This window comes from Vibrio sp. GLN_1 (genome assembly GCF_043106015.1).
GTDB lineage: Bacteria > Pseudomonadota > Gammaproteobacteria > Enterobacterales > Vibrionaceae > Vibrio > Vibrio parahaemolyticus.
In genome coordinates this window covers 106,941-121,840 of the sequence record NZ_JBICMD010000017.1, presented here as the reverse complement: position 1 = coordinate 121,840, position 14,900 = coordinate 106,941, and the positions used below count along the sequence as shown (strand labels likewise).

12 protein-coding genes are annotated in these 14,900 nt (G+C 45.8%); 11 read left to right on the top strand and 1 reads right to left on the bottom strand.

Annotated elements, in window-relative coordinates; genetic code table 11:
• The 8 genes from murD to lpxC all read left to right on the top strand — a co-directional run bounded on the left by murD (nt 1) and on the right by lpxC (nt 9,570).
• Nucleotides 1–1,314: a UDP-N-acetylmuramoyl-L-alanine--D-glutamate ligase gene (gene murD, locus ACF8OV_RS08835; protein WP_005458170.1), complete on the top strand. Its 1,314-nt coding sequence runs from the start codon at nt 1–3 to the stop codon at nt 1,312–1,314.
• Between the two features lie 18 nt (nt 1,315–1,332).
• The gene (gene ftsW / locus ACF8OV_RS08830; protein ID WP_005458190.1) at nt 1,333–2,529 is read left to right on the top strand and encodes a cell division protein FtsW; all 1,197 of its coding nucleotides are present in this window, start codon (nt 1,333–1,335) and stop codon (nt 2,527–2,529) included.
• Nucleotides 2,516–3,583 (top strand): undecaprenyldiphospho-muramoylpentapeptide beta-N-acetylglucosaminyltransferase, encoded by a 1,068-nt coding sequence (gene murG / locus ACF8OV_RS08825; RefSeq protein WP_021453148.1) that lies wholly within the window; start codon nt 2,516–2,518, stop codon nt 3,581–3,583. The genes ftsW and murG overlap by 14 nt, the downstream gene beginning before the upstream one ends.
• Before the next feature lie 22 nt (nt 3,584–3,605).
• Nucleotides 3,606–5,063: a UDP-N-acetylmuramate--L-alanine ligase gene (gene murC, locus ACF8OV_RS08820; RefSeq protein WP_005458174.1), complete on the top strand. Its 1,458-nt coding sequence runs from the start codon at nt 3,606–3,608 to the stop codon at nt 5,061–5,063.
• A 190-nt stretch (nt 5,064–5,253) separates the two neighbouring features.
• A complete protein-coding gene (locus tag ACF8OV_RS08815) occupies nt 5,254–6,036 on the top strand; it encodes a cell division protein FtsQ/DivIB (protein ID WP_005489880.1) in 783 nt (260 codons plus the stop codon).
• Nucleotides 6,029–7,291, top strand: a complete 1,263-nt coding sequence (gene ftsA, locus ACF8OV_RS08810; RefSeq protein WP_005458184.1) for a cell division protein FtsA — start codon at nt 6,029–6,031, stop codon at nt 7,289–7,291. Before ACF8OV_RS08815 ends, ftsA begins: the two co-directional genes overlap by 8 nt.
• A 30-nt stretch (nt 7,292–7,321) precedes the next feature.
• Nucleotides 7,322–8,551: a cell division protein FtsZ gene (ftsZ, locus tag ACF8OV_RS08805; protein WP_024700357.1), complete on the top strand. Its 1,230-nt coding sequence runs from the start codon at nt 7,322–7,324 to the stop codon at nt 8,549–8,551.
• A gap of 101 nt (nt 8,552–8,652) precedes the next feature.
• Nucleotides 8,653–9,570 (top strand): UDP-3-O-acyl-N-acetylglucosamine deacetylase, encoded by a 918-nt coding sequence (gene lpxC, locus ACF8OV_RS08800; RefSeq protein WP_024700356.1) that lies wholly within the window; start codon nt 8,653–8,655, stop codon nt 9,568–9,570.
• Between the two features lie 111 nt (nt 9,571–9,681).
• Here the strand turns inward: lpxC and ACF8OV_RS08795 are convergent, their stop codons facing one another.
• Complete coding sequence (locus ACF8OV_RS08795) at nt 9,682–10,137, bottom strand: DUF721 domain-containing protein (RefSeq protein ID WP_005497100.1); 456 nt, start codon at nt 10,135–10,137, stop codon at nt 9,682–9,684.
• A 412-nt stretch (nt 10,138–10,549) separates the two neighbouring features.
• Between ACF8OV_RS08795 and secA the strand changes: the two genes are divergently transcribed.
• The 3 genes from secA (at nt 10,550) to dapB (ending at nt 14,669) form a co-directional block, all read left to right on the top strand.
• A complete protein-coding gene (gene secA, locus ACF8OV_RS08790) occupies nt 10,550–13,276 on the top strand; it encodes a preprotein translocase subunit SecA (RefSeq protein WP_005461206.1) in 2,727 nt (908 codons plus the stop codon).
• 75 nt (nt 13,277–13,351) lie between these two features.
• Complete coding sequence (mutT, locus tag ACF8OV_RS08785) at nt 13,352–13,750, top strand: 8-oxo-dGTP diphosphatase MutT (protein WP_005461225.1); 399 nt, start codon at nt 13,352–13,354, stop codon at nt 13,748–13,750.
• A gap of 109 nt (nt 13,751–13,859) precedes the next feature.
• Entirely contained in the window at nt 13,860–14,669 is an 810-nt protein-coding gene (gene dapB, locus ACF8OV_RS08780; RefSeq protein WP_015296233.1) for a 4-hydroxy-tetrahydrodipicolinate reductase, read from the top strand.
• Nucleotides 14,670–14,900 lie beyond the last annotated feature (231 nt).

Here is a 14,900-nt window from a genome sequence, read left to right as displayed (position 1 = left end):
ATGGAACGTTGGCAAAACATACATAACGTTGTCGTCGTAGGGCTCGGTATTACCGGGCTCTCTGTCGTTAAACACCTCCGAAAAACTCAGCCGCAATTGACGGTTAAAGTTATTGATACGCGTGACAATCCGCCAGGCGCCGAGCGTCTGCCTGAACAGGTTGAACTACACCGTGGTGGTTGGAATACCCAGTGGCTTGCAGAAGCTGACTTGGTGGTGACCAACCCTGGTATAGCGTTGGCGACACCAGAGATACAAACGGTGCTAGCGAAAGGCACGCCTGTCGTGGGGGACATCGAGTTGTTTGCTTGGGCTGTGAATAAACCAGTGGTGGCCATCACTGGTTCAAACGGCAAGAGCACGGTGACAGATTTAACTGGTGTGATGGCAAAAGCGGCAGGATTGACGGTGGGTGTCGGCGGTAACATTGGCGTGCCTGCACTGGAGCTGCTTGAGCAAGATGCAGATTTGTATGTACTGGAACTTTCAAGTTTTCAGTTGGAAACGACGTCGAGTTTGAAACTCAAAGCGGCGGCATTTCTTAACCTTTCCGAAGATCATATGGATCGCTACGAAGGTATGGCAGATTATCGCGCTGCTAAGTTGCGTATTTTTGATCATGCAGAGTTAGCCGTGGTTAACCGTGATGACCAAGAGACGTACCCAGAGGTTGAGATGCCTGTGGTCACGTTTGGCAGCGATGAGCAAGCTTACGGCCTTGAAGTCGATGGTTCTCGCACATGGTTACTTGATCATGGTCAGCGCGTTATCGCCAGCGATGAATTGAAACTTGTCGGCAAACATAACTTAGCGAACGCTCTCGTCGTGTTGGCTCTGCTCAAAGCTGCAGGTGTTGATTACCACAACGCTTTGAATGCACTTAAAAATTACACTGGACTGACACACCGATGCCAGGTGGTTGCGGATAATCGTGGCGTAAAATGGGTGAATGACTCTAAAGCAACTAATATCGCAAGCACTATGGCTGCGCTATCAGGATTAGAGTCGACCGGTAAACTTTATCTGCTCGTTGGTGGTGTCGGTAAAGGCGCGGACTTCACGCCATTAAAACCGATCTTTGCAACGCTTAACCTACAGCTGTGCTGTTTTGGCCTAGATGGCGATGATTTTATGCCACTACATGAGTCAGCAATCCGTTTCAACACCATGGAAGATGTGATTCAACAAATATCTTCGCAGTTAAAATCTGGTGATATGGTGATGCTGTCTCCCGCATGTGCTAGCTTTGATCAATTCGACAATTTTATGGCAAGAGGCGATGCATTTGCTGTTCTTGCTCAGAAATATGCATAACTAAAGGTTACTCGTTTCGTGGGTTTAAGTAACGTTAAACACAACATTGGTAATTGGCTTAAGCATCCAGCGCCAGAAGCGCTGTTTGATCGCCAGTTGGTGTGGATTGCGTTGGGTTTGATGTTGACTGGTTTGATTATGGTGACCTCTGCGTCTTTCCCAATCAGCTCACGATTGACCGATCAGCCGTTCCACTTCATGTTCCGTCATGCCACCTTCTTAGTGTTGGCGATCGGGACCTCTGCGGTGATACTTCAAGTACCTTTAGAGCAATGGTTTAAGAAAAGTCATTACTTGCTTTGGGTCTCATTCGGCTTGCTGATTGTTGTACTTCTTGCAGGTAAGTCAGTAAACGGCGCCTCTCGTTGGATTCCGCTTGGTCTGTTCAACTTACAGCCTGCCGAAGTTGCGAAGCTATCGCTGTTCATCTTCATGTCCGGTTATTTAGTTCGTAAGCAAGATGAAGTGCGCCAGACCTTCTTTGGCGGCTTTATGAAGCCAATCATGGTGTTTGCTTTCTTCGCCGTCTTGTTACTTGGTCAGCCGGATTTGGGTACCGTCGTTGTAATGCTGGTTACTCTGTTTGGCATGTTATTTATCGCGGGCGCGAAGCTAACCCAGTTCCTGGCCCTGATGATTGCAGGCATTGGCGCTGTCGTCGGTTTGATCTTGGTAGAACCGTACCGTATGCGCCGTGTTACTTCGTTTCTTGACCCATGGGAAGATCCGTTCGGTAGCGGCTATCAGTTGACTCAATCTTTGATGGCGTTTGGTCGCGGAGAATGGTTTGGTCAAGGGTTAGGGAACTCAATTCAAAAACTGGAATACCTACCAGAAGCGCACACCGACTTTGTATTTGCGGTATTGGCTGAAGAGCTTGGTTTCGTCGGTGTTGTTTTAGTGCTGATGTTGATTTTTAGCTTGGTACTTAAAGCTGTGTATATCGGCAAACGTGCTTTTGAAGAAGGCGAGATGTTTGGTGGTTACTTAGCGTTTGGTATTGGTATTTGGTTTGCGTTTCAAACCATGGTCAATGTGGGCGCAGCTGCTGGTATTGTTCCAACCAAAGGTTTGACGCTTCCACTAATCAGTTATGGTGGTTCCAGTCTGATTATTATGTCCGTTGCAGTGTCCATATTGCTGCGTATCGATCACGAATGCCGCTTGAAACGCGCGCAACAACAATCAGAACAACAGACGAATGAAACAGAATAAACGTTTGATGGTGATGGCCGGTGGTACCGGCGGTCACGTATTCCCAGGTTTGGCGGTGGCAAAGCAGCTTCAAGAACAGGGTTGGGAGATCCGTTGGTTAGGCACGGCGGATCGAATGGAAGCCGATTTGGTGCCAAAGCATGGTATTGAGATCGACTTTATCAAAGTAAAAGGTCTGCGAGGCCAAGGCGTTAAACGTCTTTTAGCTGCCCCTTTTCAAATTATTAATGCCATCATGCAAGCGCGAGCGCACATGAAGCGCTGGCAGCCGGATGCCGTTTTAGGTATGGGCGGCTATGTGAGTGGTCCGGGTGGTATCGCGGCTTGGTTAAGCGGTATCCCGGTTGTTCTACACGAACAAAACGCGGTTGCAGGTTTAACAAATCAATGGCTATCAAAGATCGCTAAGAAAGTCTTTCAAGCGTTTCCCGGCGCATTTCCTTCTGCGGCGGTTGTCGGTAACCCAGTACGTGAAGATGTGACTCAACTTGAAGAGCCGTCAGTACGTATGCAAGATCGCCAGGATCCTATTCGAATCTTGGTGATGGGCGGAAGCCAGGGTGCGCGTATTCTTAATCAGACTCTTCCCGCGGTAATGGCAAATCTTGGTGAAACGTACTGCATTCGTCATCAGGCAGGTAAGGGCGCAGCTCAAGAAGTACAGGCGGCTTATCAGGAGCACAAGGTGAACAATGCTGAAGTAACTGAATTTATCGATGATGTGGCCGAAGCCTATGCATGGGCTGATTTACTGGTGTGCCGTTCAGGCGCACTGACGGTATCCGAAGTGTCTGCTGCTGGTGTCGGCGCTATTTTTGTTCCGTTTATGCATAAAGACCGTCAACAGGCACTGAATGCCGACCACTTAGTGGAATGCGGTGCTGCGAAGATGATTGAACAACCTGATTTAACCGTGGAGTCTTTGACTCAACAGATCCAACAATTGGATCGCCAAGCTTTACTTTCAATGGCTCAAAAGGCACGCAGTGCCGCAAAATTAGATGCTGACAAAGTTGTCGCACAAGCCATTGTCGCTTTGACCGAAAAGCGTTAACGAATTATTGAGAATCGAATTAATGACTATCCAACATACACAAGACTTAGCTCAGATTCGCGCGATGGTACCAGAAATGCGTCGCGTGAAATGCATCCACTTCATCGGTATCGGTGGTGCGGGCATGAGCGGCATTGCTGAAGTTCTTCTAAACGAAGGTTATGAAATCACGGGTTCAGACTTGTCTGAAAACCCAGTAACCGAGCGCTTAGTGTCGAAAGGGGCAACCGTATTTATTGGTCACCAAGCAAGTAATGTCGAAAAGGCTAGTGTGGTAGTCGTTTCCACCGCGATTAACGAAGAAAACCCTGAAGTCATGGCGGCTCGTGAATTGCGTATTCCTATTGTTCGCCGAGCAGAAATGCTGGCTGAACTGATGCGATTCCGTCATGGTATCGCTGTTGCGGGTACACATGGTAAAACCACCACCACAGCACTAGTCACACAAATCTATTCCGAAGCAGGCCTTGATCCTACGTTTGTAAACGGCGGTCTAGTAAAGAGCGCGGGCACAAATGCGCGCTTGGGCTCTAGCCGTATTCTGATTGCAGAAGCGGATGAGAGCGACGCCTCTTTCTTGCACCTGCAGCCTATGGTGAGCATCGTTACCAACATTGAAGCTGACCACATGGATACCTACGGTGGTGACTTCGAAACGTTGAAACAAACCTTCATTGATTTTCTTCACAACCTGCCGTTTTATGGCCAAGCCATTGTCTGTATCGATGATCCAGTGATTCGTGAATTGATTCCGCGTATTAGCCGTCAAGTGATCACCTACGGCTTTTCTGACGATGCGGACGTACGTATCGAAAATTATCATCAAGAAGGTCAGCAAGGTAAATTTACAGTAGTACGTAAAGGCCGAGCTAACCTCGATATCACGCTAAACATTCCAGGCCGTCACAATGCGTTGAACGCATCAGCAGCAATAGCGGTCGCAACGGAAGACGACATTGAAGATGACGCGATTCTAAAAGCGATGGCAGGCACTCAAGGTACTGGCCGTCGTTTTGATCACCTTGGTGAGTTTGATACAGGTAACGGTCATGCGATGTTAGTCGATGATTACGGTCATCACCCAACGGAAGTTGACGTCACCATTAAGGCTGCACGCAGTGGTTGGCAAGATAAGCGATTGGTTATGATTTTCCAACCACATCGTTACAGTCGCACTCGTGACCTTTACGATGATTTTGCAAACGTGCTTGAGCAGGTTGATGTATTGATCATGCTTGACGTGTATGCCGCGGGTGAAAAACCGATTGCCGGCGCGGATGGACGCTCTTTGTGCCGTACGATTCGCAGCCGAGGTAAAGTAGATCCGATTTTTGTTCCAGAAATCGAGCAATTACCATCAGTTTTGGCTAACGTTATACAAGACGGCGACCTAATTTTAACGCAAGGTGCTGGTGATGTTGGTAAAGTTGCCAAACAGCTGGCTAATCTTGAGTTAAATATAAACAAGATGCTTGGATAAGTCAGAGTGATGACGCAAAGGACAGATAAGACTCAGATCTCGATTTTGCGTCAAGATCGTTGTGATTTATTGTTATCAGTGTTTGATAGTTTACAAGAGCTCAGTATAATCCCAAGGTTAAAGTCAATACTTTTGCCGATACGATATTATACGGTGAAAAGTACACGACAAAAGTCAGGAAACGAAGACGTTGTTGAATATTGCACTTAATGAAGAGCGACTAAACACGGACAATAACCGTGGTCGCCAAGATAAAATCTTGGGTGCGCTATTTTTCGTTGTGGTTGTGACCTTAATTAGTTCTGTTTTGTACTCGGCGATCAGTTGGATGTGGGATGACCAAAGGTTACCTCTCTCCAAAATAGTGCTTCAAGGTAAATTGGAGTACGTCAAAGCTGACGATGTTCAGGCTGCATTTAGTCGAATAGATCACATCGGTACATTCATGTCTCAGGATATTGATGTATTACAGCAAAGTGTTGAAGCATTGCCGTGGGTTGCTCATGCAGCGATTCGCAAGCAGTGGCCCGATACAGTAAAAGTTTTCTTAACAGAGCATCAACCCGAAGCCATTTGGAATGGCAACGAACTGTTAGATAAAAACGGTTTGGTTTTCGATGGTGATGTTGCTTTGTTAAAGGACGAGAAAGTTAAGTTGTATGGACCCAAAGACACTGGCCCGGAAGTGTTACAAACTTACCGCGAACTGAGTCCTAAGTTTCAACAATTGGGTTTAGCGATATCGTCTCTGGTGTTAAACGAGCGACGAGCTTGGCAAATCATCCTAGATAACGGTATTCGATTAGAGCTTGGTAAAGAGTCTCTTCTTGAGCGTATAGAGCGCTTTTTTTCGCTCTATAACAAGCTTGGCAGTGACACGCAACGAATCAGTTATATCGATCTCAGGTACGATACAGGAGCCGCAGTCGGTTGGTTTCCTGAAGAAGAGTTAGAAGAGAGTACAGATGACTAAGGCCGCAGATGACAACATTATTGTTGGTCTTGATATAGGCACTGCAACCGTATCAGCTCTAGTGGGTGAGATTCTACCTGATGGCCAAATTAATATTATTGGTGCGGGTAGTAGCCCTTCGCGCGGCATGGATAAAGGTGGCGTGAATGACTTGGAGTCGGTTGTAAAATCAGTACAACGTGCAATTGATCAAGCTGAGCTAATGGCCGAGTGCCAAATCAGCCGAGTCTTCATCTCGTTGTCTGGTAAGCATATCGCAAGCCGAATTGAAAAAGGCATGGGCACCATATCAGACGAGGAAGTTTCTCAAGAAGATATGGACAGAGCGATCCATACCGCGAAATCAATTAAAATCGGTGATGAACAGCGAATCCTTCACGTGATTCCTCAAGAGTTCACCATCGACTATCAAGAAGGGATCAAAAACCCTCTTGGTTTATCAGGGGTAAGAATGGAAGTCAGTGTCCATCTTATCTCGTGTCATAATGACATGGCACGCAATATTATTAAGGCAGTAGAGCGCTGCGGCCTTAAAGTAGAGCAACTTGTGTTTTCAGGGCTTGCTGCAAGTAATGCGGTAATCACCGAGGATGAAAGAGAGCTCGGAGTTTGTGTGGTAGATATTGGCGCCGGTACGATGGATGTGGCTATCTGGACTGGTGGTGCGTTACGTCACACAGAAGTATTTTCGTACGCAGGAAATGCTGTAACGAGCGATATTGCTTTTGCTTTTGGTACGCCAGTGAGCGATGCTGAAGAAATAAAAGTCAAATATGGCTGTGCTTTGAGTGAACTGGTCAGTAAGGATGACACGGTTAATGTCCCAAGCGTAGGAGGACGTCCTTCACGTAGTCTGCAGCGTCAGACTCTATCTGAAGTGATTGAGCCACGATACTCTGAGCTTATGGGATTAGTTAACCAAACTATCGACTCTGTACAAGCGAAACTGCGCGAAGAGGGCATTAAGCACCATCTTGCTGCGGGTGTAGTTCTAACCGGCGGTGCTGCGCAAATTGACGGAGTAGTAGAATGTGCGGAGCGCGTATTCCGCAATCAAGTAAGGGTCGGCAAACCGCTCGAAGTCAGCGGGCTAACTGACTATGTAAAAGAGCCGTACCATTCTACGGCAGTTGGATTACTTCATTACGCAAGAGACATGCAGTCTAGCGACGATAGCGATTACAATGAACCTAAACGCTCATCTGTTACTGGCTTTTTCGATAAATTGCGTAATTGGATACAAAAAGAGTTTTAACCTGAGTTGCAGGATAAACGGAGACAACACATGTTTGAACCGATGATGGAAATGTCTGACGATGCAGTAATCAAGGTCGTTGGAGTTGGTGGCGGCGGTGGTAACGCCGTTGAACACATGGTGCGTGAATCCATCGAAGGTGTGGAATTCATCAGCGTCAACACTGATGCGCAAGCACTTCGTAAGACAAGCGTTGGCAATGTCATTCAGATTGGTGGTGATATCACTAAAGGTCTGGGTGCAGGTGCGAATCCACAAGTTGGCCGTGAGGCAGCTCTCGAAGACAGAGATAGAATTAAAGATTCCCTAACTGGTGCCGATATGGTGTTTATCGCAGCTGGTATGGGCGGTGGTACAGGTACTGGTGCAGCACCTGTTATTGCTGAAGTGGCGAAAGAGCTAGGTATTCTGACGGTAGCGGTTGTAACAAAACCGTTCAGCTTTGAAGGCAAAAAGCGTTTAGCGTTTGCTGAGCAAGGCATCGATGAGTTATCTAAGCACGTTGACTCGTTAATTACGATTCCAAACGAGAAGCTACTTAAAGTTCTTGGTCGTGGCGTAACGTTGCTTGAAGCATTTGCGAGTGCGAATGACGTTCTTAAGAATGCAGTTCAAGGTATCGCCGAGCTAATCACTCGCCCTGGTATGATCAACGTCGACTTTGCAGACGTACGTACAGTGATGTCTGAAATGGGTCACGCGATGATGGGTAGTGGTATTGCGAAAGGTGAAGACCGAGCTGAAGAAGCGGCTGAGATGGCAATTTCTAGCCCACTTCTAGAAGATATCGATCTTGCTGGTGCTCGCGGTGTTCTTGTTAACATCACTGCTGGTCTGGACATGCGTCTTGATGAGTTTGAGACAGTGGGTAACACAGTGAAGGCATTTGCATCTGACAATGCAACCGTGGTTATCGGTACTTCTCTAGACCCAGATATGACAGATGAAATCCGTGTGACAGTAGTTGCGACAGGTATTGGCAATGAAAGAAAGCCAGATATCACGCTAGTCGCTGGTGGTAAAGCGAAAGTAGCTTCGGCTCCTCAAGCTCAGCCACAACAAGTTGCGGCAGCGCAAGCTGAAGAAAAGCCGGCACAAACTTTGCAGAATCAAGTGCAAGAGAAGCCACAGGTAACTCCTCAGCCGACAAACACAGTTTCTTCTTCTCCTGCCGCGGGCCAAAGCTCAGCAGCACCAAAGCAAGAGAAAGAAAGCGGTTACTTAGATATCCCGGCATTTTTACGTCGTCAGGCTGATTAATCTTTAACCCATAAATTTGACATGGCTCAAAATTATGGTAGCATTCACGGTCGACGTTACAGACGACCGTGTTTTGTAGCATATTTTAGAGAGGCAAGCAGATGATCAGACAACGTACTCTGAAAGAAATAGTGAAAACTACTGGTGTGGGTCTCCACTCTGGTCGTAAAGTCACGCTTACTCTGCGCCCGGCTGCTGCAAACACAGGTATTATTTACCGTCGTACAGATGTAAATCCACCTGTGGATTTTCCAGCTGATCCAGCTTCTGTTCGTGACACTATGCTTTGTACTGCATTAGTGAACGACGAAGGTGTGCGTATTTCAACGGTTGAACACTTGAACGCTGCACTTGCAGGTATGGGCATCGACAACATTGTTGTTGAAGTTGACGCACCTGAAATCCCAATTATGGATGGTAGCGCAAGCCCGTTCGTTTACCTGCTTCAGCAAGCTGGTATCGAAATGCAAAACGTTCCTAAGCGTTTTATCCGCATTAAAAAGCCAGTTCGTTTTGAAGATGGCGATAAGTGGGCAGAATTTGTCCCATTTAACGGCTTCCGTATGGACTTCGAAATTGACTTTAACCACCCTGCGATTGAATCAGACGAGCAGCGTCTGCTGTTTGATTTCTCATCTCAAGGTTTCGTTCGCGAAATTTCTCGTGCACGTACGTTTGGCTTTATGCGTGATATCGAGTACCTACAATCTCAAAACCTAGTTTTGGGTGGTAGCTTCGACAATGCTATCGTATTGGACGATTACCGAATTCTGAACGAAGAAGGTCTGCGCTTTGAGAATGAGTTTGTTACTCACAAGGTGTTAGATGCAATTGGCGATCTTTACATGTGTGGTCATCCAATTATTGGTGAATTCCGTGCTTATAAATCAGGTCACGGTTTAAACAACCAACTTCTACGCGCAGTATTGGCGGATCAAGAAGCGTGGGAATGGACAACTTTCGAAGAAGAAGTCGGTTCTCCAGTCGCTTTTGCAGAGCCAAACATGGTGCTAGCATAAGTTAGTCAAAGAATATTAAAAACCAGGTTTCGACCTGGTTTTTTTCTATCTAAATTTTACCATCACTTGATGATGGTTGATGGTTGATGGTTGATGGTTGATGGTTGATGGTTATTGGCCAGATTTTTCTGCCATATCTGCGAGCCTTTTTAGTCGCTCTTGGATTTTTGGTGGGGCCATATCAGCGATGGTCATCAGTGATTGAGCTGCTGACTCAGTGAGCGGCGGGCGTTTGGGCCTATCGTCTTTCTCGTATCGATTACGATAAAGTGAAGGGTTGATCCGAACGTCGACACTTATCAATTTTGCATAACCTTGTGTGCGCAGTTTGTTTAAGATCATTAGACGATCGTAGTCGATCTTCATTTTGATGGCCGCGCTAGATACGTCTATCAGAAGATGGCCATTGCGAATATTTGCAACTCGGCAATGATCTGCCGTCCCTTTTGGTAAAATTGTTTGTAGAGCTTGGTTAAGCTGCAAGATTTCTCCGGCATGTTCTTGAATTTGCTTAAATTGAGACTCAGCAATTACATCCTCTGTCGAGGTTGGTCGATGATCACGCATAGGTAAAATCTAATTTTGTTGAGATATGACTATTCTAGAGCAGCTTTCTCACTAGGTATAGTTTACATTAACGTCTTTAGCCTCAGTTTTACAATGGAGATGGATTGAACGTGGTAAAGTCCTGTTTTTGCCAAGTTTCGTCGTGTAGCTGCTAATAATATTGGCTAATCCATCACCACTTTACCTAAAAATTTCAGAGTGCTTCAAACAAATACGTCTATTTATGGTTGTATCGATGAAAAATCCTTACACTAAGCCACATTGTTTCGAAACTTAGCCTTGAAATATGAATGTTTGAACTCAATATCTTTGATAAATGATTTATCTCAGTATTCTTAGTTCCAAACTGGCAGAGACTGAAGGCATTACGAGTAGATCGGGAACGGTCTGATTAAAGAGAGATTCACGAAAAATGATAACTAAGCTACTGACAAAAGTAATTGGCAGTCGCAACGACCGAACACTGCGCCGCCTTAGAAAAATTGTAAAAGAGATCAATAACTACGAACCAACATTTGAAGCACTTTCAGATGAAGAGCTTAAAGCGAAAACTGTTGAGTTCCGTGAGCGCCTAGAGCAAGGCGAAACTCTTGATAAGCTACTTCCAGAAGCTTTTGCTACTGTTCGTGAAGCGTCTAAACGTGTATACGGTATGCGTCACTTCGACGTGCAGCTCATCGGCGGTATGGTTCTAAATGCAGGCCAAATCGCAGAGATGCGCACGGGTGAAGGTAAAACTCTAACGGCAACTCTTCCTGCTTACCTAAATGCACTTCCTGGTAAAGGCGTACACGTTGTTACGGTCAACGACTACCTCGCTAAACGTGATGCGGAGACAAACCGTCCGCTATTTGAATTCCTAGGTATGACGGTGGGTGTTAACGTGCCGAACATGCCTCCTCAAGCGAAAAAAGAAGCGTACCAAGCTGATATTCTATACGGAACAAACAACGAGTTTGGTTTCGATTACTTGCGCGACAACATGGCTTTCCGCAATGAAGACCGTGTTCAGCGCGAACGTTTCTTTGCTGTGGTCGATGAGGTGGACTCAATCCTTATCGATGAAGCTCGTACTCCTTTGATCATCTCTGGTCCGGCAGAAGACAGTTCAGAACTTTACACTCGAATCAACCTGCTTATCCCACACCTACAGAAGCAAGATAAAGAAGACTCTGAAGAGTACCGTGGCGATGGTCACTACACTGTTGATGAAAAATCAAAACAAGTTCACTTGACTGAAACGGGTCAAGAATACGTAGAAGAGCTATTGGTTAAAAATGGTTTGATGGAAGAAGGTGATACATTGTACTCACCTGCGAACATCAGCTTGCTTCACCACGTAAATGCTGCTCTACGAGCACATGTGCTGTTTGAGCGTAATGTGGATTACATCGTTAACGATGACGGCGAAGTTGTGATCGTTGATGAACACACTGGTCGTACAATGCCAGGTCGTCGTTGGTCAGAAGGTCTTCACCAAGCTGTCGAAGCGAAAGAAGGCGTTAAGATCCAAAACGAAAACCAAACGCTAGCCTCTATCACATTCCAGAATTACTTCCGTCTATACGAGAAACTGTCTGGTATGACTGGTACAGCGGATACTGAAGCGTTTGAGTTCCAATCTATTTATGGCTTGGAAACTGTTGTTATCCCAACCAACAAACCAATGATTCGTAACGATATGCCGGATGTGGTGTACCGTACCGAAGCTGAGAAGTTTGCTGCAATCATTGAAGATATCAAAGAGCGCGTTGCGAAAGGTCAGCCAACATTGGTTGGTACAGTATCGATTGAAAAATCAGAACTACTCTCCAACGCCTTGAAGAAAGCGAAGATCAAACACAACGTTTTGAACGCTAAGTTCCATGAGAAAGAAGCGGAAATCGTTGCTGAAGCAGGTATGCCTGGTGCGGTAACTATCGCAACAAACATGGCGGGTCGTGGTACAGATATCGTGCTAGGTGGTAGCTGGCAAGCAAAAGTTGAATCACTACAAGATCCAACGAAAGAGCAAATCGACGCAATCAAAGCTGAGTGGAAAAAAGTTCACGATCAAGTTTTAGATGCTGGTGGTCTGCACATCATCGGTACTGAGCGTCATGAATCTCGTCGTATCGATAACCAGTTACGTGGCCGTTCTGGTCGTCAAGGTGATGCGGGTTCATCTCGTTTCTACCTATCGATGGAAGACTCACTACTGCGTATCTTCACTTCAGATCGTATGGCAAGCTTGATTCAAAGCGGTATGGAAGAAGGCGAAGCAATCGAATCTAAGATGTTGTCTCGTTCTATTGAAAAAGCACAACGCAAAGTGGAAGGTCGCAACTTCGACATCCGTAAACAGCTTCTTGAATACGATGACGTGGCGAACGATCAACGTAAAGTGGTTTACGAACTGCGTGATGAGCTCATGAACGTTGACGATATCAGCGACATGATTGAACAAAACCGTGAAGATGTGCTCACAGCGATCATCGACGAATACATTCCACCACAATCTCTAGAAGACATGTGGGATGTGGAAGGTCTTCAAGAACGTTTGAAAGCAGATTTCGATCTAGACGCGCCAATCAAGCAATGGCTTGAGGAAGACGACAAACTGTACGAAGAAGCGCTGCGCGAGAAGATCATCAGCCTAGCCGTTGAAGTATACAAAGCGAAAGAAGAAGTTGTGGGTGCACAAGTGCTTCGTAACTTCGAAAAATCAGTGATGCTTCAAACACTCGATACGCTTTGGAAAGAGCATCTGGCGGCGATGGATCATCTGCGTCAAGGTATCCACCTACGTGGCTACGCACAAAAGAACCCGAAACAAGAGTACAAACGTGAATCGTTTGAATTGTTTGAAGGTTTACTTGAAGCGCTGAAGACTGACGTTATTACTGTTCTGTCTCGTGTCCGCGTTCAACAGCAAGAAGAAGTTGAGCGTATGGAAGAGCAACGTCGTGCACAAGCAGAAGAAGCTGCTCGTCGTGCGCAGGCTCAGCATGCAGCTGCGGAAAATCAGTTGGCTGATGGTGAAGAGTCTGAGGGCTCAAATCAACCTGTTGTTCGTGATGAGCGTAAAGTAGGTCGAAACGAACCTTGTCCATGTGGTAGTGGCAAGAAATACAAGCAGTGTCACGGTCAGATCAATTAATCTAACTTGATAACTTAATAAGAAAGAGTCGCTTAGGCGGCTCTTTTTGTATCGATAGATCCTAGGTAAATATCCATGAAAAGAATTCACATTGTTGCAGCGATCATTTTCAATCAAGATAAGTCGCAAATCTTTATTACTAAACGTCCTGATGATAAACACAAAGGTGGTTTTTGGGAGTTTCCGGGCGGTAAAGTCGAGCTAGGAGAAACAGTTGAACAAGCGATGGTTCGTGAGCTTGAAGAGGAAGTGGGGATTCGAGTGATTGAACAAGCACCGTTTGAACACCTTGAATACGATTACCCAGATAAGTCGCTAAAATTTGATTTTATTACCGTCTCTCAGTTCGAGAACGAACCTTATGGTCGAGAAGGCCAAGAAGGGCGCTGGGTCGCAGTTGGTGAATTAGGGGATTACACCTTCCCTGAAGCTAACGTGCCTATCTTACAACGTGTCGTAAAAGAGTTTGCTTAAGCCCAATGAACGTGCTTGTGGTTAACACAGTATGTTGTTAGTTTAAAAAGATTCAGCGAAACGAAAGAGAACGAGAAGCCTCGTTATCCAGAGAAGGAGAGAAAGCGCAATGGTTCGTATTGCAATCGCAGGAGCTGCTGGCCGTATGGGTCGCAACCTAGTCAAAGCCTCGCACATAAACCCAGATGCATCTGTAACGGCAGGTTCAGAACGTCCAGAATCTTCGCTCGTCGGTGTTGATATCGGTGAACTTTGTGGTGAAGGAAAGTTCGATGTTTTCCTGACCGATGACCTAGAGAAAGAGGTCGACAATTTTGATGTTGTTATCGACTTTACCGCTCCAGTAAGTACGTTAGCGAACTTAGAGTTATGTAAACAGCATGGGAAGTCTATTGTAATTGGTACCACTGGCTTTAGTGAAGAAGAGCGAGCACTGATTGATGCAGTTGCGAAGCACGTACCTGTTGTGATGGCTCCTAACTACTCTGTTGGTGTGAACCTAGTATTTAAGTTGCTTGAGAAAGCTGCAAAAGTAATGGGTGATTACTGCGATGTCGAGATTGTCGAAGCTCATCACCGCCATAAAGTTGATGCTCCGTCAGGTACTGCGATTGGTATGGGTGAGGCGATTGCTGGCGCTATGGGCAACAAGTTAAGTGATGTTGCGGTGTATGCGCGTGAAGGCATTACTGGTGAGCGTACTAAAGATGAAATCGGTTTTGCAACCATTCGTGCAGGTGACATTGTCGGCGAGCACACAGCAATGTTTGCTGATATTGGTGAGCGAGTCGAAATAACGCACAAAGCGACGGACCGCATGACTTTTGCTAATGGTGCCGTGAAGGCTGCAGTGTGGCTACATTCCAAGCCAGCGGGCTTTTATACCATGACCGATGTGCTTGGTTTGAATGAGCTTTAAATACATAATTATTCGCCGGCGTAAGCCGGCTTTTTTGTATTTGAAGAAAGTTATGTAAATAAAATGAGTATTGTAGAGCGTCAGTTTTGAACTTGTTTGTGTGTATTTTTGCTGACTTGGTTGTCTTATTTGTCTTAACTGCTTAAAAGTTGATGTTGTTTTGTTGTGATTAACGTTTGCGTGAAAATCTCATAAAAATTTGTGATCTATAAAAAGTTCAAATTTGTAAAA

What these genes read in the sequence shown, in the direction of transcription:
- murG (WP_021453148.1), top strand. Translation starts at nt 2,516, where the DNA reads ATGAAACAGAATAAACGTTTGATGGTGATGGCCGGTGGTACCGGCGGT.
- murC (WP_005458174.1), top strand. Translation starts at nt 3,606, where the DNA reads ATGACTATCCAACATACACAAGACTTAGCTCAGATTCGCGCGATGGTA.
- mutT (WP_005461225.1), top strand. Translation starts at nt 13,352, where the DNA reads ATGAAAAGAATTCACATTGTTGCAGCGATCATTTTCAATCAAGATAAG.
- lpxC (WP_024700356.1), top strand. Translation starts at nt 8,653, where the DNA reads ATGATCAGACAACGTACTCTGAAAGAAATAGTGAAAACTACTGGTGTG.
- ftsZ (WP_024700357.1), top strand. Translation starts at nt 7,322, where the DNA reads ATGTTTGAACCGATGATGGAAATGTCTGACGATGCAGTAATCAAGGTC.
- dapB (WP_015296233.1), top strand. Translation starts at nt 13,860, where the DNA reads ATGGTTCGTATTGCAATCGCAGGAGCTGCTGGCCGTATGGGTCGCAAC.
- ftsA (WP_005458184.1), top strand. Translation starts at nt 6,029, where the DNA reads ATGACTAAGGCCGCAGATGACAACATTATTGTTGGTCTTGATATAGGC.
- murD (WP_005458170.1), top strand. Translation starts at nt 1, where the DNA reads ATGGAACGTTGGCAAAACATACATAACGTTGTCGTCGTAGGGCTCGGT.
- ACF8OV_RS08795 (WP_005497100.1), bottom strand. Translation starts at nt 10,137, where the DNA reads ATGCGTGATCATCGACCAACCTCGACAGAGGATGTAATTGCTGAGTCT.
- secA (WP_005461206.1), top strand. Translation starts at nt 10,550, where the DNA reads ATGATAACTAAGCTACTGACAAAAGTAATTGGCAGTCGCAACGACCGA.